Source organism: Bradyrhizobium sp. LB8.2 (genome assembly GCF_040548035.1).
GTDB lineage: Bacteria > Pseudomonadota > Alphaproteobacteria > Rhizobiales > Xanthobacteraceae > Bradyrhizobium.
Genome location: NZ_JBEPQV010000006.1, coordinates 68549 through 85499 on the forward strand (window position 1 = coordinate 68549; position 16951 = coordinate 85499).

Genomic DNA, 16951 nt, shown 5'->3' on the forward strand with positions numbered 1-16951 from the left:
AGCTTGGCAGCATTGTCGAGAATCTTGAAGATGCGTAACGGAGGACGCAGCGTTCAATTTGGTGGACGACCACGCAAACGCTTAAGTCAGCGGCTTGCTCGATGCTTTCGCGTGCACGTCTTCCGTCGAAACAGGCTCAAACGCGGTCACACGCGGTATCTCAAACGCGAGGAAATCGACCAAGGACCTTACTGCTGGAAGAAGGCCCCGCTTATACGGGATGAGGGCCGAGACGCGTGCGTCTGCCGCAATCCAACGCGGCAATATCTGCTTCAGCTTTCCTGCAGCAAGTTCGTCTCGGCAAATGTACCCTGGTAGTGCTGCAATGCCCAGGTTGGCACATGCCGACTCCTTTAGCGCAACAAGATTGTTGCTCTGTAAGCGAGGCGTCGTCTGCACAATGCACCTGCGGCCGTTCGGTCCAGTCAGTACCAGATTGGATGAACCCGTCCTCGCTATCGAGATTGTATCATGTTGGGCGATTTCCTCAGGAGTCGCTGGGGCGCCTCTGGCGTCCAAATATTCCGGTCCGGCGAACAAGTACCATGGTGCGCGCGCGATAGCCCGCTGGACGAGGGACGAATTCTGCAAGGGCGAGGTATGGCCGCGCAGAGCCAGGTCGAAGCCATCGGCGACGATATCAATCAGGGCATCTGTGGTGATCTCTACGATCTGAACCTTCGGATGTTTCTTGAGGAATATCGGTATCAGATCCTTCAACGCGAACTGGGCGATTTCGACGGCCGTCGTCATTCTGATGACACCGCTGGGCTCAGTTGCCCGCTGGCGCACCGCTTCCTCGGCTACCTCCGCTGTCTGCAGCAATGTCTGAGCGTAGTGATAGAACTGCGTTCCTACCTCGGTCATGCCAAATCGGCGCGATGTCCGGTTAAGTAACGTCACGCCCAGAGTGCCCTCGAGGTCTCTTACCCGATTGCTCAAGGTGGACTTCGGCAGTCCCAACGATCTACTCGCAGAGGTAAAGCCTCCTCTGTCAACCACCTGGACAAAATAGAAGACGTCCTTGAGATCAAGCATGATGTAAAATGATTATACCTCAGGCTGACAAATCTACGATTCACAACTTTGGACTTCCAAGTCGGCTTTCGAAATTCTAAGCGCCCGCCGTTATTACCACAACAGGCAAAGCCTTTCCGCTTGAACCACGACGCCAGCAGCCCGTATTCTGTCTTGAGCTGACGATCGTTGGAGTGAGCCATGCTTCGTCTTTACGATAGCCTCTTATCTGGAAATTGCTGGAAAGTTCGAATCCTGCTTTCCCAACTGAACCTCAAGTACGAGCGCGTTACTCTGGACTTGCTTCGAGGCGATAACCAACAACCGGATTTCGTAAAAATCAGCCGCTTCGCGAGAGTCCCGACCTTGGTATTGGCCGACGGCCATTCCATCGTTGAGTCCGGCGCCATATTGATGCACCTGGCCGAAGGAACGCGTTTTCTCCTCGACGATCAGTACGCGCGCATGGAGGTCCTCACCTGGCTGTTCTTCGAACAGGCCGATCTCCAGAAAGCCATTGCCGTGCCCCGCGTTTACAATCTTCGCGGACTGGCATCCCAAATGCGGGAAGAAATCGCTTACCGACAAAAGGATGGCTACGATGCTCTAGACAAGCTCGAGAGCTGGATCGAGAATCGAAACTGGCTGGTGGGCAATGGCTACACAATCGCCGACATTGCGGTGTTCGCCTACGTATCCCTGGCTGCCGAGGGCGGATACCTGATGGAACGATATCCCGGAATTCTCAGATGGTTGGACAACGTGCGATCGACCGAAGGCTGGGTACCGCTTATCGTGAAGGAGACTTCTCCAAGATAACACGCACCCAGTCCTCAGCGAGAAGTTCTAGGCATCGAGAAATGTCGCGAACGTCTCCGGTCCGAACTTATCAAGCGTCATGTTGTTCTCTGGCAGGCCCTCGTCTGCGTAACCAATGCACATTCCGCATACGACCATATCAGTCTCAGGAATCCCGAGCTCCTTGCGCAGCACCGGGTATTGCAGCGACCAAATTTGTTGAGCAAGCGTATCAAGTCCTCGGCCCTGAGCGGCCAACATGATGGTTTGAAGGAAACCGCCGTAACAGATGAAGCTTGCAGGGACCAGTCGCCGGTCCATCGTGAAAATGAGACCGACAGGAGCGCCGAAGAACTTGAATTGCCTTGCTACATCGCGGCGCCGGCCTTCCTTGTCGCTTCTCTCCACGCCTTGCGCGTCACCCAGCTGACCCCGAAACTTCGTGAACCACGACAAATATGGCTCGTGAAGAGGGTCAGGGAAGAATGGATACTCAGGAGCCAGTTTGTCATGGTTGTCATTGAAATTCTGCACCGCAGCCGCAACCACCCGCTCGCGAGCGTTGCCAGTCAATACGTAACACTTCCACGGTTGCGTATTACTCGAACTCGGGGCAAGCTTGGCGATCGAAAGAATGTCTCTGACGACTTCGATAGGAACTGGCTGGTTTGTAAAGCCGCGTTTCGCTCGACGACATCTAATGATTTCGTCGATGTAGAAAGAATTTTCGTCACCCGTCGGCTCTTGCCGCTGAAGTTCTAGCGTCATTGCATCCCCCGCATGTTTTGAACCATGACCGAATGGCCGTATGACCCATTTTCGGAGTTCAGCGGCCGTTTAGGGAAGTCGGCCAACTTCGGACTCATCGTTCGACAAATTCGAACGATGCGGAAAGCGGCAGATGCAGAAACCGAGTCGGCGGTGCAGTTGATCGACAGCTCGGTCGTCCGAGTGCACCAGCACGGAGCCTGCATAACGAAGCGATTGTAACAGATGGTGCGCGGACCGTAGGTCGGCGGCAGGTCGCGCCATGGCGAACCCGAGCGCAGAACCCAAAAGATGCCATTGAGCACTCGACCGTCATTTACCCGCCGAACGCCGCGCGACTTGTTGGGCAGCATCGGCTTGGTCGCGGTCCATTCATAGTCGCCAAGTTCGCAGCGCATGATTCGAGGCCCGGGTTTCGGACATTGAATCACTTCTCCAACAGCGCCATCAACTCGCCATGACCAAGGCGCAGTCACTAGTGCTCTGAATTTACCCACGGATATGGCTCGACTTGCCACTCGTTCGCCCCTGTAGCGAACGACCCCTTACAGACAACAGGCTTTGGCTCACCGCAGCTTTGGGCGCCCCGACTAACTCGCCCGAACAATTGGCGGCGCGGAAACTAGGCCAGTCCCAAGCCGCCATCGACGGCGAGGACCTGGCCCGTCAGCCATTGCGAGGCGGGGCCCGCAAGCTGGACAATCCATTCCGCGATGTCGTCGGGAACGCCGCGCCGACCGAGCGGAATCCGTGCACGCTCGTCTTCCTTGACGGCTTCTGCCTGTTCCGCAGATAGCCCCATCATCCCGGTCAAGGCGCCGGATTCCGTGGGCCCGGCCGCGACCGCATTCACCCTTATTCCGAGCGGCGCGAGTTCGAGCGCCCAGCAGCGGGTCAGGTGTTCCAGCGCCGCCTTGCTGGCGGCGTAGTGCGATAGTCCTGCCGCCGGCCGGTGACCGAAGGTCGAGGAGATGTTGATGATGGTGCCCTGCGTCGCCTTCAGGTGAGGAAGGGCGGCGCGGGCCAGCAGGCTCGGACCGAGCACATTGACGGAAAAGATGTCTGTGATCCGATCGGCTGTCGCATCCGATAACGGAAGGATGGCGCCCGCGCCGGCGTTGTTGACGAGCGCATCCACTCGGCCCCAATTGTCGACCGCCGTGGCGATGGTCCGCCTGGCGTCTTCAGCAGAGGCGGTATTCGCAACGATGCCCGCGATATTCTTATGCTCCGCCGCCGTTTGCTCGACGGGGCCGGCGCGGCGGCCGGTGATGAGCACCTTGTTGCCCTGGTTGGCAAAACGGAGCGCGGCCGCCCGACCGATGCCAGAGCTGCCGCCCGTTATGATCATGACTTTTTCGTTTTGCATGTTGGTTCGCCTCATCTGTAAGGTTCGAAGTTGGTCAAAGCGGGCATAAGCGACCGCTTCGGTTTCAGCGGCTCAGTGGTTGCGAGGTATTGAACCAGGGCGCGAATTCATACGCGCCCTGGTTCGGGCCTGACCCAACGAGCGATCAGTAGTCCCAGAAGACCGGTACGAAACGGAAGACGTCGCCGTCGGCTGCCACCCGGCCGATGGACGGGAACGGCAGGTGAGTGGCCACCAGCATCTCGCCGCTCTTGGCCAGCTCCCGCAAAAGACGGACCCGAATGCGCGCCGCCTCTTCGGGGTCGTGTTCGAAACCGTTGTGCCAGTCGGGCTGCTCGAACCCCACAGTAAACACTGCGTCGCCGGCGAACGTCAGCCCGTCGCCGCCGGACGCCACGCGGACCACGCTGTGCCCGGGGGTGTGACCGCCGGTGCGACGGGCGACCACGCCCGGCGCAATCTCGTGCTCCTCATCGAACGTCCGCAGGTCGCTCCCGTACTCGCTCACGAACCGCTTGGCGGCCGACCGAAGCGCATCCGGGAAACCCTGCGGCATGGAGGTGTGGGAGAAATCGGGCGACTCCCAGAACTTGACCTCGGCGGCCGCCACGTGGATCCGCAGGTCTTTACGCAGTCGCTCCTTCACCCCCTCGACGAGCAGCCCGCCAATGTGGTCCATGTGCATGTGGGTCAACACCAGGTCGGTCACGGACCCAAGATCGATGCCGGCGGCCTCCAGTCGCTTGATCAACTGGCCGGCCCGCGGCAAGTTCAAGTCCGGATCGGACCCTAGTCCAGCGTCAATGAGGATGGTCTTGCTGCCGCTACGCACTACGACCACGTTCAGCGCCCAGTCGAACGCGTCCTGCGGCAGGAACATGTCTTTCAGCCAGGCCGCGCGGTCGGCCGGGTCGGCGTTGTGTCCCAACATTTGCGTTGGGAGCGGCAGCACGCCATCGCTGACCACCAGCACGTCAATGTCGCCGACCTTCAGCGCGTAGCGCGACGGAACGAGCTCTTCGGGTCCCGATGTAACGGGGTATGAGGTGTTATGCAGGTTCATGTTCGTCTCCTGTTTCATGGTAAAGGCGCCTGGTTGTCTTGGTTCTGGCTGGTCTTGGTTGAGCAGGCCGCGCAGCCAGGGGAGCGCGGCCCGCCATCGCTTGGGGCGTCTAGAGGTTGGTCACGCGCTCCGGATCGGCCGACGCAAGCGCCGCGGCGCGCTCGGCCTTTGGCGGATAGATCCAGACGGTGTTGATCTCCTGCTTCGTCTTCTTGGCGACGTCGCCGACCATCTCCACCTTGCGCTCCCAGCCGCGCGTGAACAGAGCGCCGGCTTCGCCGAGATCGAGACAGGTGACGTAGGCCTTCTGGTGATAGCGCTTGGTCGGAACGCCGAGCAGTTCGGCGGCGGCGTTGTTGCCGGCGAAGGCGCCCATCCGTGTGGCGTGCTGGCACGACATCAGCGCGTAGTTGCCGACATCGTCGCTCGCCGCGCGAGCGGCATCGCCGGTGGCGAAGACGCCGGGCACCGACGGCACGCGCAAATCGCGGTCGACCAGCAGCCGGCCGAAATTGTCGCGCTCGGCGGGGATCTGCTGGGTCAACGGCGCGGCGCGAATACCGGCCGCCCAGATCACGGTCTCGGTTTCGATGTGTTGGCCGTTGGAAAGCGTGACGCCGGATTTGTCGAGCGAAGCGACACCGACGCCGAGCCGGGTCTCCACCCCGAGTTTGCGCAAGGCGTCCTCGATGACGGGGCGGGGGCCTTCGCCCATGTCGGGAGCGATCGCGCTGTTGCGGTCGACGATGATGACGCGCGTCTTGGCATCCTTGCCGAGGACTTCGCGCAGTCGTGAAGGCATCTCGGTGGCAGCCTCGATGCCGGTGAAACCGCCGCCGGCCACCACGACCGTGTCACGCCCATTCACCGCCGGCCGTTTCGCCAGGTTGTGCAGATGCTTGTCGAGGGCGATCGCATCATCGAGTGAGTCGACGCTAAAACCGTGCTCGGCGAGGCCCGGAATATTCGGGCGGAACAGCTTACTGCCGGTGGCCACGACCAGCCGATCGTAGGAGAGCGTCTTTCGCATGCCCTTGGCGGTAGCGACTTGTACCATGCCGGATTTGGTGTCGATCGTCTCGGCGCTGCCTTGCACATAGACAGCGTCAATCGCCTTGAGGACATCCAGCAGCGGCGCCGTCAGGGTTTCGGGCTTCGGCTCATAGAGCCGCGGGCGGACCACCAGCGTCGGCTCCGGTGCAACCAACGCGATCTCGAACTCCTCGGGCGAAACACCCTGGATGTCGCGCAGGCGGGCTGCGGAAAGTGCGGCGTACATGCCGGCGAAGCCGGCGCCTATGATGACCAGTCGCATGTGATGTTCTCCTTTGGTTTGAACTTCTCGAAAGTCCGCGCTTCACCGCCGCTGCTCCTCATTGGAGGCAGCGATCGACGACGACACGAAGACGTGAAACGAAAGTGCCGGCTCTTACGGAAGGGGGCAGCCGGGCGTTGCCGAACCCGACGACCAGCCGCGACGAAAGACAACCGGCTGCGCGGACTTCGGGCCCCAGTCCTGATAGGGGAGCCGGGTGTCAATCCTGGTCATGATGGAAATCATGGGATGCGCCCTTTGAGGAGATTGCGCAGGAATCTCCAACTCTTCGCCCGTTGCCGAGGTGAAGCGAACGGCCAACGAAAGCCCGTAAATGACTGCGGAAGTGACGACTCTTCGTCGCGGTGTGATTGCAAGCTTGCTGATGAAGTTTTCCCGGGCCATTGTTTGCCTCGTCGGTCGTTCACGTGGACATGTTGATGATCTAGCTCATCAGTACTGCAGCTGCCCCAGAGCGATTGCTGCGCTTGCAGAGCAATTGCTGGTAACGCGATGCACTAGGTCGCCATGAACGCGAGCAGTTCAGCGTTGACGAGGTCGGCATGGGTCGTGCACATGCCGTGCGGCAGCTTCTCGTGGATTTTGAGTTTGCAGTTCTTCAGCAATTTCGCTGAAAGGGGGGCGGAGTCGGCGACAGGTACGATCTGATCGTCATCACCGTGCAGGACGAGCGTCGGCACCGTGATGCTCTTCAGGTCTTCGCTGAAGTCGGTCTCCGAAAATGCCTTGATGCCGTCGTGGTGCGCCTTGGCGCTGCCCATCATGCCCTGGCGCCACCAGTTCCAGACGATCGCCTGCGATACCTTGCCGCCCGGGCGGTTGTATCCGTAGAAGGGGCCGCTGGCGAAATCGAGATAGAACTGCGATCTGTTGGCGGCAAGCTGGTTGCGCAAACCGTCGAACGCTTCAATAGGCAAGCCGCCGGGATTGGTATCTGTCTTCAGCATCAGCGGCGGCACGGCAGCAATCAGTACCAGCTTGGCCACGCGGTCCTTGCCATAACGCGCGACGTAGCGCGCGGCCTCGCCGCCGCCGGTGGAATGGCCGACGTGAACGGCATTGCGAAGATCGAGATGCTCGACGACAGCCGCGACATCGGCTGCGTAGTGATCCATGTCGTGCCCGTCGCTCACCTGGCTCGAACGACCATGACCGCGGCGATCATGCGCGATGACGCGATAGCCCTTGCCAACGAAGAAGAGCATCTGCGCATCCCAGTCGTCGGAACTAAGTGGCCAGCCGTGATGAAAGACGATCGGCTGGGCGGTCTTCGGGCCCCAATCCTTGTAGAAGATCTGGACGCCATCCTTGGTCGCGACGGTGGTCATGGGGTCGTTCCTTTCGGGAAAGTACTTCGTAAGTTTTGTTTCCTCGCCTGCCGCCGAAGAGGAGCGAACGGTCATTGAAGCTCCATACATGAGCGCGGTTGCCAGGACTTTGCGTCGCGATGTGTTCGCAAGCCGGCTGATTGAGTTGGTCCAGGCCATTGATTTGTCTCCGTTGGTAATTGGCGTAGCCATAGCGAAGTTCTAACGACCCGAACCCGTAACCGCGCCAGAGCGATTGCCTTACCTGCAGAGAGATTGCTGCTACCGCACGCGCCTCCGCCAATCGGTCGGCGTTTCGCCGGTCAGCTTCCTGAACGCCGCGGCGAAGGCGGTTTGCGAGGAATAGCCAAGCGCCACTGCGACCGAGACCACTGACTCGTCAGTGTCGCGCAGCATGTTCATGGCCTGCTCGATCCGGTACTGGCGCAGCCAGGCATGAGGCGAGAGCCCGGTACTATCCTTGAAGGCGCGGCAGAAGTGGAAGCGCGACAGACCGGCATCCGAGGCCAGCGCTGCGAGAGAGACGTCCGCATCGCTGTCCGAGCGCAACCGTTCGATAGCGCGGAGCATGACCTTCGGCGAAAGCCCACCCATGGTCGGCTGGATCGTGGTCGGCGAACCGGTATGCGCAGCCAGCACGCGGGTGGCCAGCAGGTCCGTCAGCTGATGCCTGAACAGCGCATCCAGGGCTCCATTGCCTTCCAGGGAAGCGGACGCGCTCAGGAGCAATCGGGATGTAATGGGATCAGGATGCCCCGTTCGCTCCAGCAGATCGATCGGTGTAGCGGTGTTGGCTTCGTCGGCAATGCGCTTGAGTGTTGTCGGAGGAAGATAGAGCTGAACCACATCAACGGGCTTCGGAATATCCCATCGGGAGCTAGATCCTTGCGGAATGACGATCACAACGCCGGGACGAAACGTTCCAATCGCAACCGATCTTCCTGACCGCCGCTCCACGCGCTGCATCGAGCCGTTGTAAGCCATGATGACGTGATCTGTCATGGGTTCGACGACGTCGTGCAACGGGTCATGTTGCCAGTGGGCGATCGTGCCGCTGGATGGGTCTGAAGCCAGCCGCAGCGGTTGGGTGTGGAGCACGCGTGCCATCTCCGCATCGGCGGAACGGCGCTGGGCATTTGGCTCACTGTCGGAGTGCGTCTCGGACGCGGCTGTCGGGTTTTCCGAGGGATCACGCAAGATTTGTTTGCTCATCGACTTGTGCTCACGTTGCAGCGCCAGACGTTAGAACCAATCAGGCGCGACACGGCTGCCTCTGTGCTCCGACAATGACGACAAGCTCCGCCTGACGGAATCGTGCCTCGGATCTGGTCTGGCAGGTTCGGCGGATAGATTGACCTGTACCTTGGGAAAGTACCGGTGGGAGCGGGCCATCGCGCAGAATCGCGTAAGCGAGTCGGAAGCCTACGAATGTTTCTCGCGAACGAATTCGCCGGCGCGAGGATCGAGGCCGACGATCGTTGGAACTTGCAGCGTGAAGCGAAAATGGGTGCCGCCGTTCGGACGGTTCGAATCCGGGATGCGGCCGCCGTGTGCGGTGATGATCGACTGGCAAATCGCCAGATCCGTTTCGAGGTCGGCCTTTGCTGGACGATGGGCAGTGGCGGCCGACCACGCGGACGAAGCGGAGAGTGCATTTGTCTGCATCGGCATAGGCATTGATCCTTGGCGCTGGACATGCCCGACGTTCTACCGGGGAAGTCCCGCCAATGTCGTTGGCGGGCTTCCTAAATCTCGCTAATCGCCGGACCTGCCTGTCACATCAGCGCTCCGCGACCCCGATGAGACGCAGGCCACGGTAGTGTCGCTCATGCCCGGCGAGGTAGGTGGGATCGTCGGAGAAAACCCGCGCGCGCAGACTGTCGATCGTGAGGCGGTAGCCCCCCATCGCCTCGCACCATGAATCGAGCGACCTTCGTCCCTCCTCGATCCGGCCCGCAAGGGCAAGCGAGGCAGCGAGAAAAGTCGCACAATAGACCAAGCTCGGAGCAAGGTCGGTGGCTCGCACGAAATACGGAATTGCGAGCTCGTCGCGCCCATGCCAAAAGTCGTATTGGCCCAGGAAATGATGCCACAGGCCGACGCCGCGGTCGCGCGGACTAAGCGCAATCGCATGCTGGATTGGTGCCCGCATTTCCTCAAGACGGCCCATCAGGAAATGGACATGGCCGGTATAGGCAAGGGCCTCGGCGTCACAGGGATCGAGCGACAAGGCCCGACCGAAGGCGATCAGCGCCGCGTCGAAGCGGCGCTGACACTCCCGCACGTAGCCACGGCAAAACCAGGCTCGAGGCCAGTCCGGTGCTCGCGCGACCGCCCGCGTCGCCAGTTCGTCGGCTTGCCGCAGTTCGTCACGATCCGCAAGATCACGACTTTGCGCGGTGGCCCTTATGTTCTCTGCGACAATCGCGTAGGCCGACCCCGCCAGAGCCGACGCGTTCGATGGATCGGCGAGGAGCGCGCGGTCGAACCATCGCCGTGCCTCGGCGAGATCCTGGGGGACCCACAGCTCGCGATTTAGGGCGCTCCAACCGCGCAAGGCGCTGTGCTGCGCGCCAGCGGTGTGCGACGCCTCTTCGGATGGGCCCTGGGCGGCTTCCCGGTCCACTAGCTCCATGCTCACCGCGCGCGCCAGCCGGCCTGAGATCTCTCCCTCCATCGGGCTGAGGCCGATGTGCTGGTGCTGGAACCGATCCGCCCAGATGGTCGCTCCGGTGGCGGCATCATCGATCATGGCAATGACCTGGACCGCGCCCTCCACTGGCCGGATGGACGTGCGCAGGACATAGCGGGCGTCGCCCCCGCCGATGACCACCGCATCGGGCACGCGCGAGAGCTGCACCATGAGATGCCGCCTGACCTCGACTCCAAGCGATTGAGAATGCTCGTCGTCGAGCAGGCTTTGGACGGGTGTGATCAGAATGGAAATGCCTCGGGATTCCAGCGGCCTGCCGACGTGAACCGTCGATCCGTTGGGCACACTGCTCCCCTCGACCTGCGCGACCGCGACGGGCATAACGAAGCGATAACCGCGACCATGCTCGGTTCGAATGTAGTTGTCGGCCTCCCCCCCGTCGCGGAGCACGCGGCGAAGGGCAGCCATGTGTACGGTGAGGTTGTTCTCCGCGACGACCCGGTCACCCCAGACTGCGTGCAGCAGATCGTCCTTGGTGACGAGTTCCCCCGCTCGCCTTAGCATGAGCAACAGCAATTCGGTTGCCCGGGAGTTGAGCGGCACCAATTCGCCTTGCTTTTCCAGCCGGCGGCTTAGAGCGTGGAACGCGAAAGACCCAAAGGCGAAATTAAAGGGTGTCTCCATGAATACCGAACTGATTAGCAAATTTTAGGAATCTATAGCAATGCATCGCGCCTGCATCAACGGAAAATCGGCGCCGGTGAGCTCGAACCCATCCCGAGACGGAGAGTGTAAGATGGTCGAAGATGATGTGTGGATCAGGTCCATGGTGCGCCAGGACATGCCCGAGCTGCTGCGGCTGATGGAGGGCATTGTCAAGTTCGAGCGCGGCACGGACTTCCGACTCACTGAGGCCGAACTGCTACACCGCGGCTTCGGCGAACGTCCTGAATTCGGCGCCTTCGTCGCCGACCGCGGCGACAGCAGGCTCGCCGGCATGGCCGTGCACTACGAGATTCCTCTCATGCACACGCTGCGGCCGCTGCTCATGATGAAGTGGCTTTTCGTGGACCCGGATGTGCGCGGCCGCGGGATCGGCCGACGACTAATGGGGCGCATGGCCCGCCATGCGATGGATACAGGGGACGAAAGGTTCTGCTGGTACGTGCTGAAGGATAACGCACCAGCCCAGGCATTCTACAAGAGCGTCGACGCGACCCCCGATCCGGACTGGGATCGCTGGCAATTAGGAGCGGAGGCAATCATCCACTTGGCCGCCGATGGCTAGGGCGTGAACTCACCAGCGCTACAAGTACACGCGGGCGCGCCACGTTGAAGGCCAAGAACCTCATATCGGGCGAAAGCGGCCGAACCATGAAAACTGAAATGGTTGCCTGATCGACCATCATCGTCGCCCAACGCTCGGTCATCCCACCTGTATGCGGACACCCTTGGCGCCGTAGAGCAGCCGCCTCAAATGATAGCTGGCGAGCCGATCATCGGCGTGCATGCCAACCAAAGCAGCGAAAGCCGGCATGGCCGCAACGTCTTCCGATTCGAGCTTGGTAAAGGCGGTCCCATACTGCGTCGTGGCCGGCGCATCGAACTCCGCCGCCGACAAGGGCTCATGGGCGCGCAATGCCTCGCTGCGTCCGCGTAGGACAAGATCGCCGATTGGCCGCCCCGAATTTCAGCGCCCTGCTTGCGACAGCGTCGCTGACGCAGATCCGCGTGCCCAGGGTCTTGTTCGCGGCTTCCAGCCTGGCGGCGATGTTGATCGTGTCGCCGTAGGCCGTGCAATCGAAGAAGCGATCACCGCCGAAATTGCCGACCAGCGCGGGGCCGGCATGTACGCCGATCCGTGTGACACCGAAATCAACGCCTTTCCGCTTCCAGCGCTCGCGAAATGCCTCCGCCCATTGATCGATCGCCTGCGCGCAGGCGATCGCACGCGTAGCGTAGTCGCTCTGATCGCCAGGCGCATTGAACATCACCTGGATCGTATCACCGATCACCTTGGCCACTGTTCCTTCATGGGCGAAGACGACATCTGTCAGACCGCCGACATATTCGTTGAGCAGTTCCGCCAGCACATCCGGATCGGCCGTCTCGACCAGCGAGGTAAAGCCAGTGATCGGTGAAGATCACGGCAATGTCTCGCCAGCGTACCTGCATGTCGTCGCTGCCATCCCCCGCGGCAATGCGCTTGGCAAGGTCCGGCGAAAAATAGTGCGACAACGAAGCATGGGCTCGCTTTTCCAGTCATACGGTTCAACGAGGGCCGCGCGCCCAGGCTCCAGGTCTTCCTCAGCGCAGCCGGCATCGATGCGGAGTCGTCAGCGACCGGCTAGGCTTTTTTGCATGCCGACAAGAGGATGAACTTGGACAACGTGGCATCCCATCAGGCCGACGCGACAACGAAACGCCCGAGGCACGTGCGATATGGCCACGTCGATTAATGCGCCCACGTTCTTGTCCAATGGCGAGCGAAGTCAAAATACTTCTATCGAATTGTCGACCAGCTAGAGACCTGCTTGCCAAACCGCGAGAGGATCGTCATTGCCGGAAGTTCGCACACCGTGCCCTCCGAAAGTCCTGACGCTCACGATCAGGCTGTCCTTAGGTTTCTGAGCAAACCTTAACGCCGGGTCATCGACGGACCTGAAGGTCTCGAAAATCCGACTTCCGTTCTGCCCCCACGAGCAGACTTGCCGTTAACGGCCGCTTTGCGCCACAGCACTAAATCGCTGCGCGATAGCCCGCTGCGCGGGGAGGGAATGACCGTTTCCGGGAAGGTCGCGAACTGAACGCCTTGGCGCCCAAGCTCGATAATTTTCTTGACCACTTTGCCAACAGTGCCTTCCCGGCTGTAGAGAACGGGACTGATCTGCACGGCTGCGGCTTTGACAATAGGCATCGTGACGGGTCCTTCTTGGCGGGTTGTTGATGTAATCTTTGGTCCGCGCGACGCGGCTTCACCATGCCCAGTCGGCTTCGATCGGTTGGCGATAGAGCTTGGAGCGCTCCAAGGTCACAACGAGGCCCGCGGGTCGCATTACGAACGCGGAGGTTCGGCGATGAGCATGGCGAGCGGCGCAAGCGGCCCGAGAGCGATCAGCTCGAACTCCATCATTCCGGCGATGCCGAGTGGAAGCTTCTCCAGGACTTCGTGCGCCTCTGCCGTGCTGGTGGCGTTCACGATAAAGACAACGCCGCGGCCCTCTGTCAGGGAGAACCACTGCTCGATTTTTCCAGCGAGATGATTGCGAACCGTAGCGCGAACCTCGTGGGGCGGACCGAGGCGATCGCCTCGGGTGTGCCCTTCGCAGTGACCGAGCCGATCGCCAGGATCTTAGTTGCCGGAGCGACAACGGCGGCGGCGAGCGCGGGCAATATCTCGGCATGAACGCGCGGGTTCTTGACTTCAGGCATTTTGCTATTTTCTCTCGCCGCATCGGCGTCGGAGCCGAGAACTACTTCGCAGCATCCCTCAAAGCACCCGAAGCGCGATCGGGCAGTCGCGAAGCTACGAAAGGCGGTCTTAGAGCCTGGAGCACGACCAAACTCACAGTCGAGGCCCGCGGGTCGCATTACGAACGCGGAGGTTCGCCGATGAGCATGGCGAGCGGCGCAAGCGGCCCGAGAGCAATCAGCTCGAATTCCATCATGCCGGCCACGCCCAGAGGAAGTTTTTCCAGGAGTTCATGCGCCTCTGCGGTGCTTTTGGCGTTGACGATAAAGACGACGCCGTAGCCCTCCGTCTGGAAGAACCACTGCTCGATCTTGCCGGCGAGATGATTGCGAACCGTTGCGCGGACTTCGTGAGGCAGGATAGGGGCGATCGCCTCGGGCGTGCCCTTCGCGGTGACCGAGCCGATCGCCAGGATCTTGGTTGTTGGACCAACGACGGCGGCAAGCGCAGGTAGTATCTCAGCGTGGACGCGTGGATTCTTGTTGTCGGGCATTTGGCTGTTTCCTTTTGTTGAACTGGTTCTTGGTAGCTGCCAGCTACTTCGCAGGCTCAGTCAAAAGCACGCGTAGCGGAGCGATCGGGCCAAGCGGGATGATCTGAAACTCCATCAGTCCGGCTCGGCCGAACGGAAATCTGCCCAGCAGTTCCAGAGCCTCCTTCGGATCGGTGACATTCATCATGAACACCACGCCGCTCTGGTCCTGCTTGAGGTACCACTGGTCGATTTTCCCAGCGAGATAGAGCCGTACGGTGTCGCGCACTTCAGCAGGCAGGAGCGGTTTCCATTGGTCCGGCGAACCCTTGGCTGTGAAAGTGCCAATCGCGAGCAATTTGGTAGTCGGGACATCGAGGCTCGATGATGGTGGCATCGACTGAGCGAACGAAGCGGCCGGGCCGAACACTGCGACTACCGCGACGATGGCGCCGAAGCAGGCGAGCCTCGTCAAGCGGGTTGCGCGCACGGCGAGCTTGTCGAGGACGCGGCTCATGACAGCATCGCCTTTGCCACTTGCGCGGGCTCGTCGGCCTGCAGCCAATGGCCTGCCGGAATGACGGTGAGGGACGCATTCTTGAGTTGAGACTGGCGCCGCTCGGCCATGGCCGCCGGGAAGTAAGGATCGTACCGTCCCCAAATCAGCTTGACTGGAATATCCAGCGTCTTGAGCGCCGTCAGATGTTTGGCGTTTCGGGCATGTTCATCGAAGAATTCCGCGGCCAACTGCACGAAGGCGGGACCGGCGCCAGGTTGGACGATGAAGTTGTCGCTGATCAGCGGACCGATGAACGCGCTGAAATGGGACTTTTGCGCCTCGGGCAAAGAATCCAAGAATTTCTTCTGTTGCCATCTCAGCAGCCAGCCAAACTGTTCGGGGCTCTGGGCGATCGCCATGGCCAGGGACTGCATGCTCCGGGTCGCAAAGAGCGTGATCATCTCGGGCCAAAGAAACGTGGAGTCCTCGCTATAGGCCGAGTTGAGCATGATCACGGAAGCGACACCGTCTGGATGAGCGAGCGCGTAGTTGAGCGTCGCCATCCCCGAGGAGTCGTGAGCGACCGGGACGATCGTCCCCAGGCCCAGACCCTCGACCACCGCCTCAAGGTCGCCAAGTTGCTGCTTGAAGCTATAGACGGTGCCGGCAGGCTTGTCCGAGGCGCCGAAGCCCAGGAAATCGAACGTCACCACGCGCCGGCCGCTGGCAACCAGGAACGGGATCAGGTCATCCCAGATATGCAGGTTGTCAGGGAAGCCGTGCATGAGCACAAAGGCCGGGCCAGAACCCGCATAATCTCGAGCGTAGACTTTTCCTTCGCCCCTGGAAATGCGATGCTCGACGAAGGCGGGGTGATCGGAAGACATGCATCATCCTTTCTTCCTCACGGAAGCGGTAAGGGTGTCGCTTGGCGGCGAGGAGCCAGTGCGAGATTTGTTGCTCAGACTCTAGCGATTGCGGTGGGGCTGACGTAGGTCGTTCTTGCCACCATTCGTGCCACAGGAGCGAAAATGCATCGGGTCGGTTTCATCGTGCCGCAGCGGTTTCAGTTGATGAGCCTTGCGGCCCTGACGGCATTCGAAATCGTCAATCTGCCTCCTGCCGACCAGCGCTATGACATCCATTTGCTTTCGGAGCATGGCGGTCCGGTTCGATCTTCCTCAGGAATGATGCTGCAAACCGAACCGTTCGGAGATCCCGCCTTCGACACAGTGATCGTGGGTTCGATCACCGAGATGGACATGCCTTCCTCTGATGCGACTATGATCGCGTTCGTGCAGGAAGCCGCCAGGGCGTCGAGGCGAGTCGCCTCAATCTGCAGCGGAGCGTTTGTGCTGGCTGAAGCGGGCCTTCTGAATGGTCGACGCGCGACGATGCACTGGGCTCATGCAGCCAGCTTCAGGGCTCGGTTCCCGGATGTCAGGGCGGAGGAGGACCGCATCTACATCAATGACGGTCCGGTCTGGACGTCAGCGGGCATGACCGCGGGGATCGACCTCGTTCTGGCGTTGATTGATAATGATCTCGGTCCCGAAGCCGCGAAAATGGTCGCCAGGCTTCTGGTCATGAACCAGCGTCGGATGGGTGGACAAAAACAGCATTCCGCGCTCCTAGATATGACGCCGAAGTCCGATCGCATCGAACTGGTGCTGGCGCACATCCGTCAAAATTTGCGGAACCCGCTCACGATCGAGGAGCTTGCGGCGGTCGCCAGCCTCAGCCCCCGTCAGTTCAGCCGCGCCTTTCTGGCTGAGACCGGTCAGTCTCCAGCAAAAGCCGTGGAGCGGCTCCGACTGGAGGCCGCCAGGTTCATGATCGAAGAGGGACGGCACACGGTCAATGTCGTGGCGCAGGAAACTGGTTTCGTAGACCGCGAACGCATGCGTCGCGCGTTCCTCAGGACCTTCGGCGTGCCACCGGAGATATTGCGGAGAAACGCTCGACGGGAGGCGGAGGCGGCTGCCTGACTTCGGGCTGTCAAGAAATGTAGGCTTTTGGTCAGGCACTCAACGTGGCGCCGAACGCCGCTCTCGATCATCCGGCTCGCACGTGACCTCCCTAGTCAGCGAGCATCGATCCAAGTCACTTCCTGACCGCAGTTTCGGCGCCATTCATCATCTCGCCAATGATGTCGGCGGCGTTCATGAAAAGTACC

18 protein-coding genes and 3 pseudogenes are annotated in these 16951 nt (G+C 60.7%); 3 read left to right on the forward strand and 18 right to left on the reverse strand.

Translation table 11 applies throughout. The features are described from left to right. Nucleotides 1–81 precede the first annotated feature (81 nt). Nucleotides 82–1038 (reverse strand): LysR substrate-binding domain-containing protein, encoded by a 957-nt coding sequence (locus ABIB06_RS09965; RefSeq protein WP_354069059.1) that lies wholly within the window; start codon nt 1036–1038, stop codon nt 82–84. 180 nt (nt 1039–1218) lie between these two features. Between ABIB06_RS09965 and ABIB06_RS09970 the strand changes: the two genes are divergently transcribed. Continuing rightward, nucleotides 1219–1836, forward strand: coding sequence for a glutathione S-transferase family protein (locus ABIB06_RS09970; RefSeq protein ID WP_354049441.1), 618 nt, complete (start codon nt 1219–1221; stop codon nt 1834–1836). Between the two features lie 27 nt (nt 1837–1863). On the opposite strand, the gene ABIB06_RS09975 is transcribed toward ABIB06_RS09970, so the two are convergent. The 10 genes and pseudogenes from ABIB06_RS09975 to ABIB06_RS10020 all read right to left on the reverse strand — a co-directional run bounded on the left by ABIB06_RS09975 (nt 1864) and on the right by ABIB06_RS10020 (nt 11016). Then, nucleotides 1864–2583 (reverse strand): nitroreductase, encoded by a 720-nt coding sequence (locus tag ABIB06_RS09975; protein WP_247309641.1) that lies wholly within the window; start codon nt 2581–2583, stop codon nt 1864–1866. 206 nt (nt 2584–2789) lie between these two features. Further along, nucleotides 2790–2981, reverse strand: a pseudogene (locus ABIB06_RS09980) (transposase); the annotation flags it as partial. A 224-nt stretch (nt 2982–3205) separates the two neighbouring features. Further along, nucleotides 3206–3952 carry an SDR family NAD(P)-dependent oxidoreductase gene (locus tag ABIB06_RS09985; RefSeq protein WP_247309640.1) on the reverse strand — a complete coding sequence of 249 codons (747 nt, stop codon included), beginning with the start codon at nt 3950–3952 and terminating at the stop codon, nt 3206–3208. 145 nt (nt 3953–4097) lie between these two features. Then, on the reverse strand, nt 4098–5015 hold the full coding sequence (locus ABIB06_RS09990; protein WP_354049442.1) for an MBL fold metallo-hydrolase: 918 nt from the start codon (nt 5013–5015) through the stop codon (nt 4098–4100). 109 nt (nt 5016–5124) lie between these two features. Continuing rightward, the gene (locus tag ABIB06_RS09995; RefSeq protein WP_247309638.1) at nt 5125–6330 is read right to left on the reverse strand and encodes an NAD(P)/FAD-dependent oxidoreductase; all 1206 of its coding nucleotides are present in this window, start codon (nt 6328–6330) and stop codon (nt 5125–5127) included. A 114-nt stretch (nt 6331–6444) separates the two neighbouring features. Next, the gene (locus ABIB06_RS10000; RefSeq protein ID WP_354049443.1) at nt 6445–6735 is read right to left on the reverse strand and encodes a hypothetical protein; all 291 of its coding nucleotides are present in this window, start codon (nt 6733–6735) and stop codon (nt 6445–6447) included. 113 nt (nt 6736–6848) lie between these two features. After that, nucleotides 6849–7679, reverse strand: coding sequence for an alpha/beta fold hydrolase (locus ABIB06_RS10005; protein ID WP_247309637.1), 831 nt, complete (start codon nt 7677–7679; stop codon nt 6849–6851). Nucleotides 7680–7940: 261 nt separating this feature from the next. Beyond that, entirely contained in the window at nt 7941–8891 is a 951-nt protein-coding gene (locus ABIB06_RS10010; RefSeq protein WP_354049444.1) for a helix-turn-helix domain-containing protein, read from the reverse strand. A 210-nt stretch (nt 8892–9101) separates the two neighbouring features. Beyond that, on the reverse strand, nt 9102–9356 hold the full coding sequence (locus tag ABIB06_RS10015) for a hypothetical protein (protein WP_354049445.1): 255 nt from the start codon (nt 9354–9356) through the stop codon (nt 9102–9104). Between the two features lie 103 nt (nt 9357–9459). Continuing rightward, the gene (locus tag ABIB06_RS10020) at nt 9460–11016 is read right to left on the reverse strand and encodes a winged helix-turn-helix domain-containing protein (protein WP_247309634.1); all 1557 of its coding nucleotides are present in this window, start codon (nt 11014–11016) and stop codon (nt 9460–9462) included. A 112-nt stretch (nt 11017–11128) separates the two neighbouring features. Here ABIB06_RS10020 and ABIB06_RS10025 point away from each other — a divergent pair, with 112 nt between their 5' ends. Beyond that, nucleotides 11129–11620: a GNAT family N-acetyltransferase gene (locus tag ABIB06_RS10025; protein ID WP_354049446.1), complete on the forward strand. Its 492-nt coding sequence runs from the start codon at nt 11129–11131 to the stop codon at nt 11618–11620. A 138-nt stretch (nt 11621–11758) separates the two neighbouring features. Here the strand turns inward: ABIB06_RS10025 and ABIB06_RS10030 are convergent. The 7 genes and pseudogenes from ABIB06_RS10030 to ABIB06_RS10060 form a co-directional block, all read right to left on the reverse strand. Beyond that, nucleotides 11759–12588: pseudogene (locus ABIB06_RS10030) on the reverse strand (adenylate/guanylate cyclase domain-containing protein); the annotation flags it as partial. Between the two features lie 517 nt (nt 12589–13105). Next, nucleotides 13106–13249: pseudogene (locus ABIB06_RS10035) on the reverse strand (nitrilase-related carbon-nitrogen hydrolase); the annotation flags it as partial. 138 nt (nt 13250–13387) lie between these two features. Then, complete coding sequence (locus ABIB06_RS10040; protein ID WP_354049447.1) at nt 13388–13531, reverse strand: hypothetical protein; 144 nt, start codon at nt 13529–13531, stop codon at nt 13388–13390. 26 nt (nt 13532–13557) lie between these two features. Further along, on the reverse strand, nt 13558–13764 hold the full coding sequence (locus ABIB06_RS10045; protein WP_354049448.1) for a hypothetical protein: 207 nt from the start codon (nt 13762–13764) through the stop codon (nt 13558–13560). A gap of 158 nt (nt 13765–13922) precedes the next feature. Further along, nucleotides 13923–14297, reverse strand: coding sequence for a hypothetical protein (locus ABIB06_RS10050; RefSeq protein ID WP_027533783.1), 375 nt, complete (start codon nt 14295–14297; stop codon nt 13923–13925). 43 nt (nt 14298–14340) lie between these two features. Then, nucleotides 14341–14793, reverse strand: coding sequence for a hypothetical protein (locus tag ABIB06_RS10055; protein ID WP_354049449.1), 453 nt, complete (start codon nt 14791–14793; stop codon nt 14341–14343). Beyond that, a complete protein-coding gene (locus tag ABIB06_RS10060; RefSeq protein WP_354049450.1) occupies nt 14790–15662 on the reverse strand; it encodes an alpha/beta fold hydrolase in 873 nt (290 codons plus the stop codon). Before ABIB06_RS10060 ends, ABIB06_RS10055 begins: the two co-directional genes overlap by 4 nt. Nucleotides 15663–15806: 144 nt before the next feature. Between ABIB06_RS10060 and ABIB06_RS10065 the strand changes: the two genes are divergently transcribed. Further along, the gene (locus tag ABIB06_RS10065) at nt 15807–16763 is read left to right on the forward strand and encodes a GlxA family transcriptional regulator (protein ID WP_354049451.1); all 957 of its coding nucleotides are present in this window, start codon (nt 15807–15809) and stop codon (nt 16761–16763) included. Nucleotides 16764–16951 lie beyond the last annotated feature (188 nt).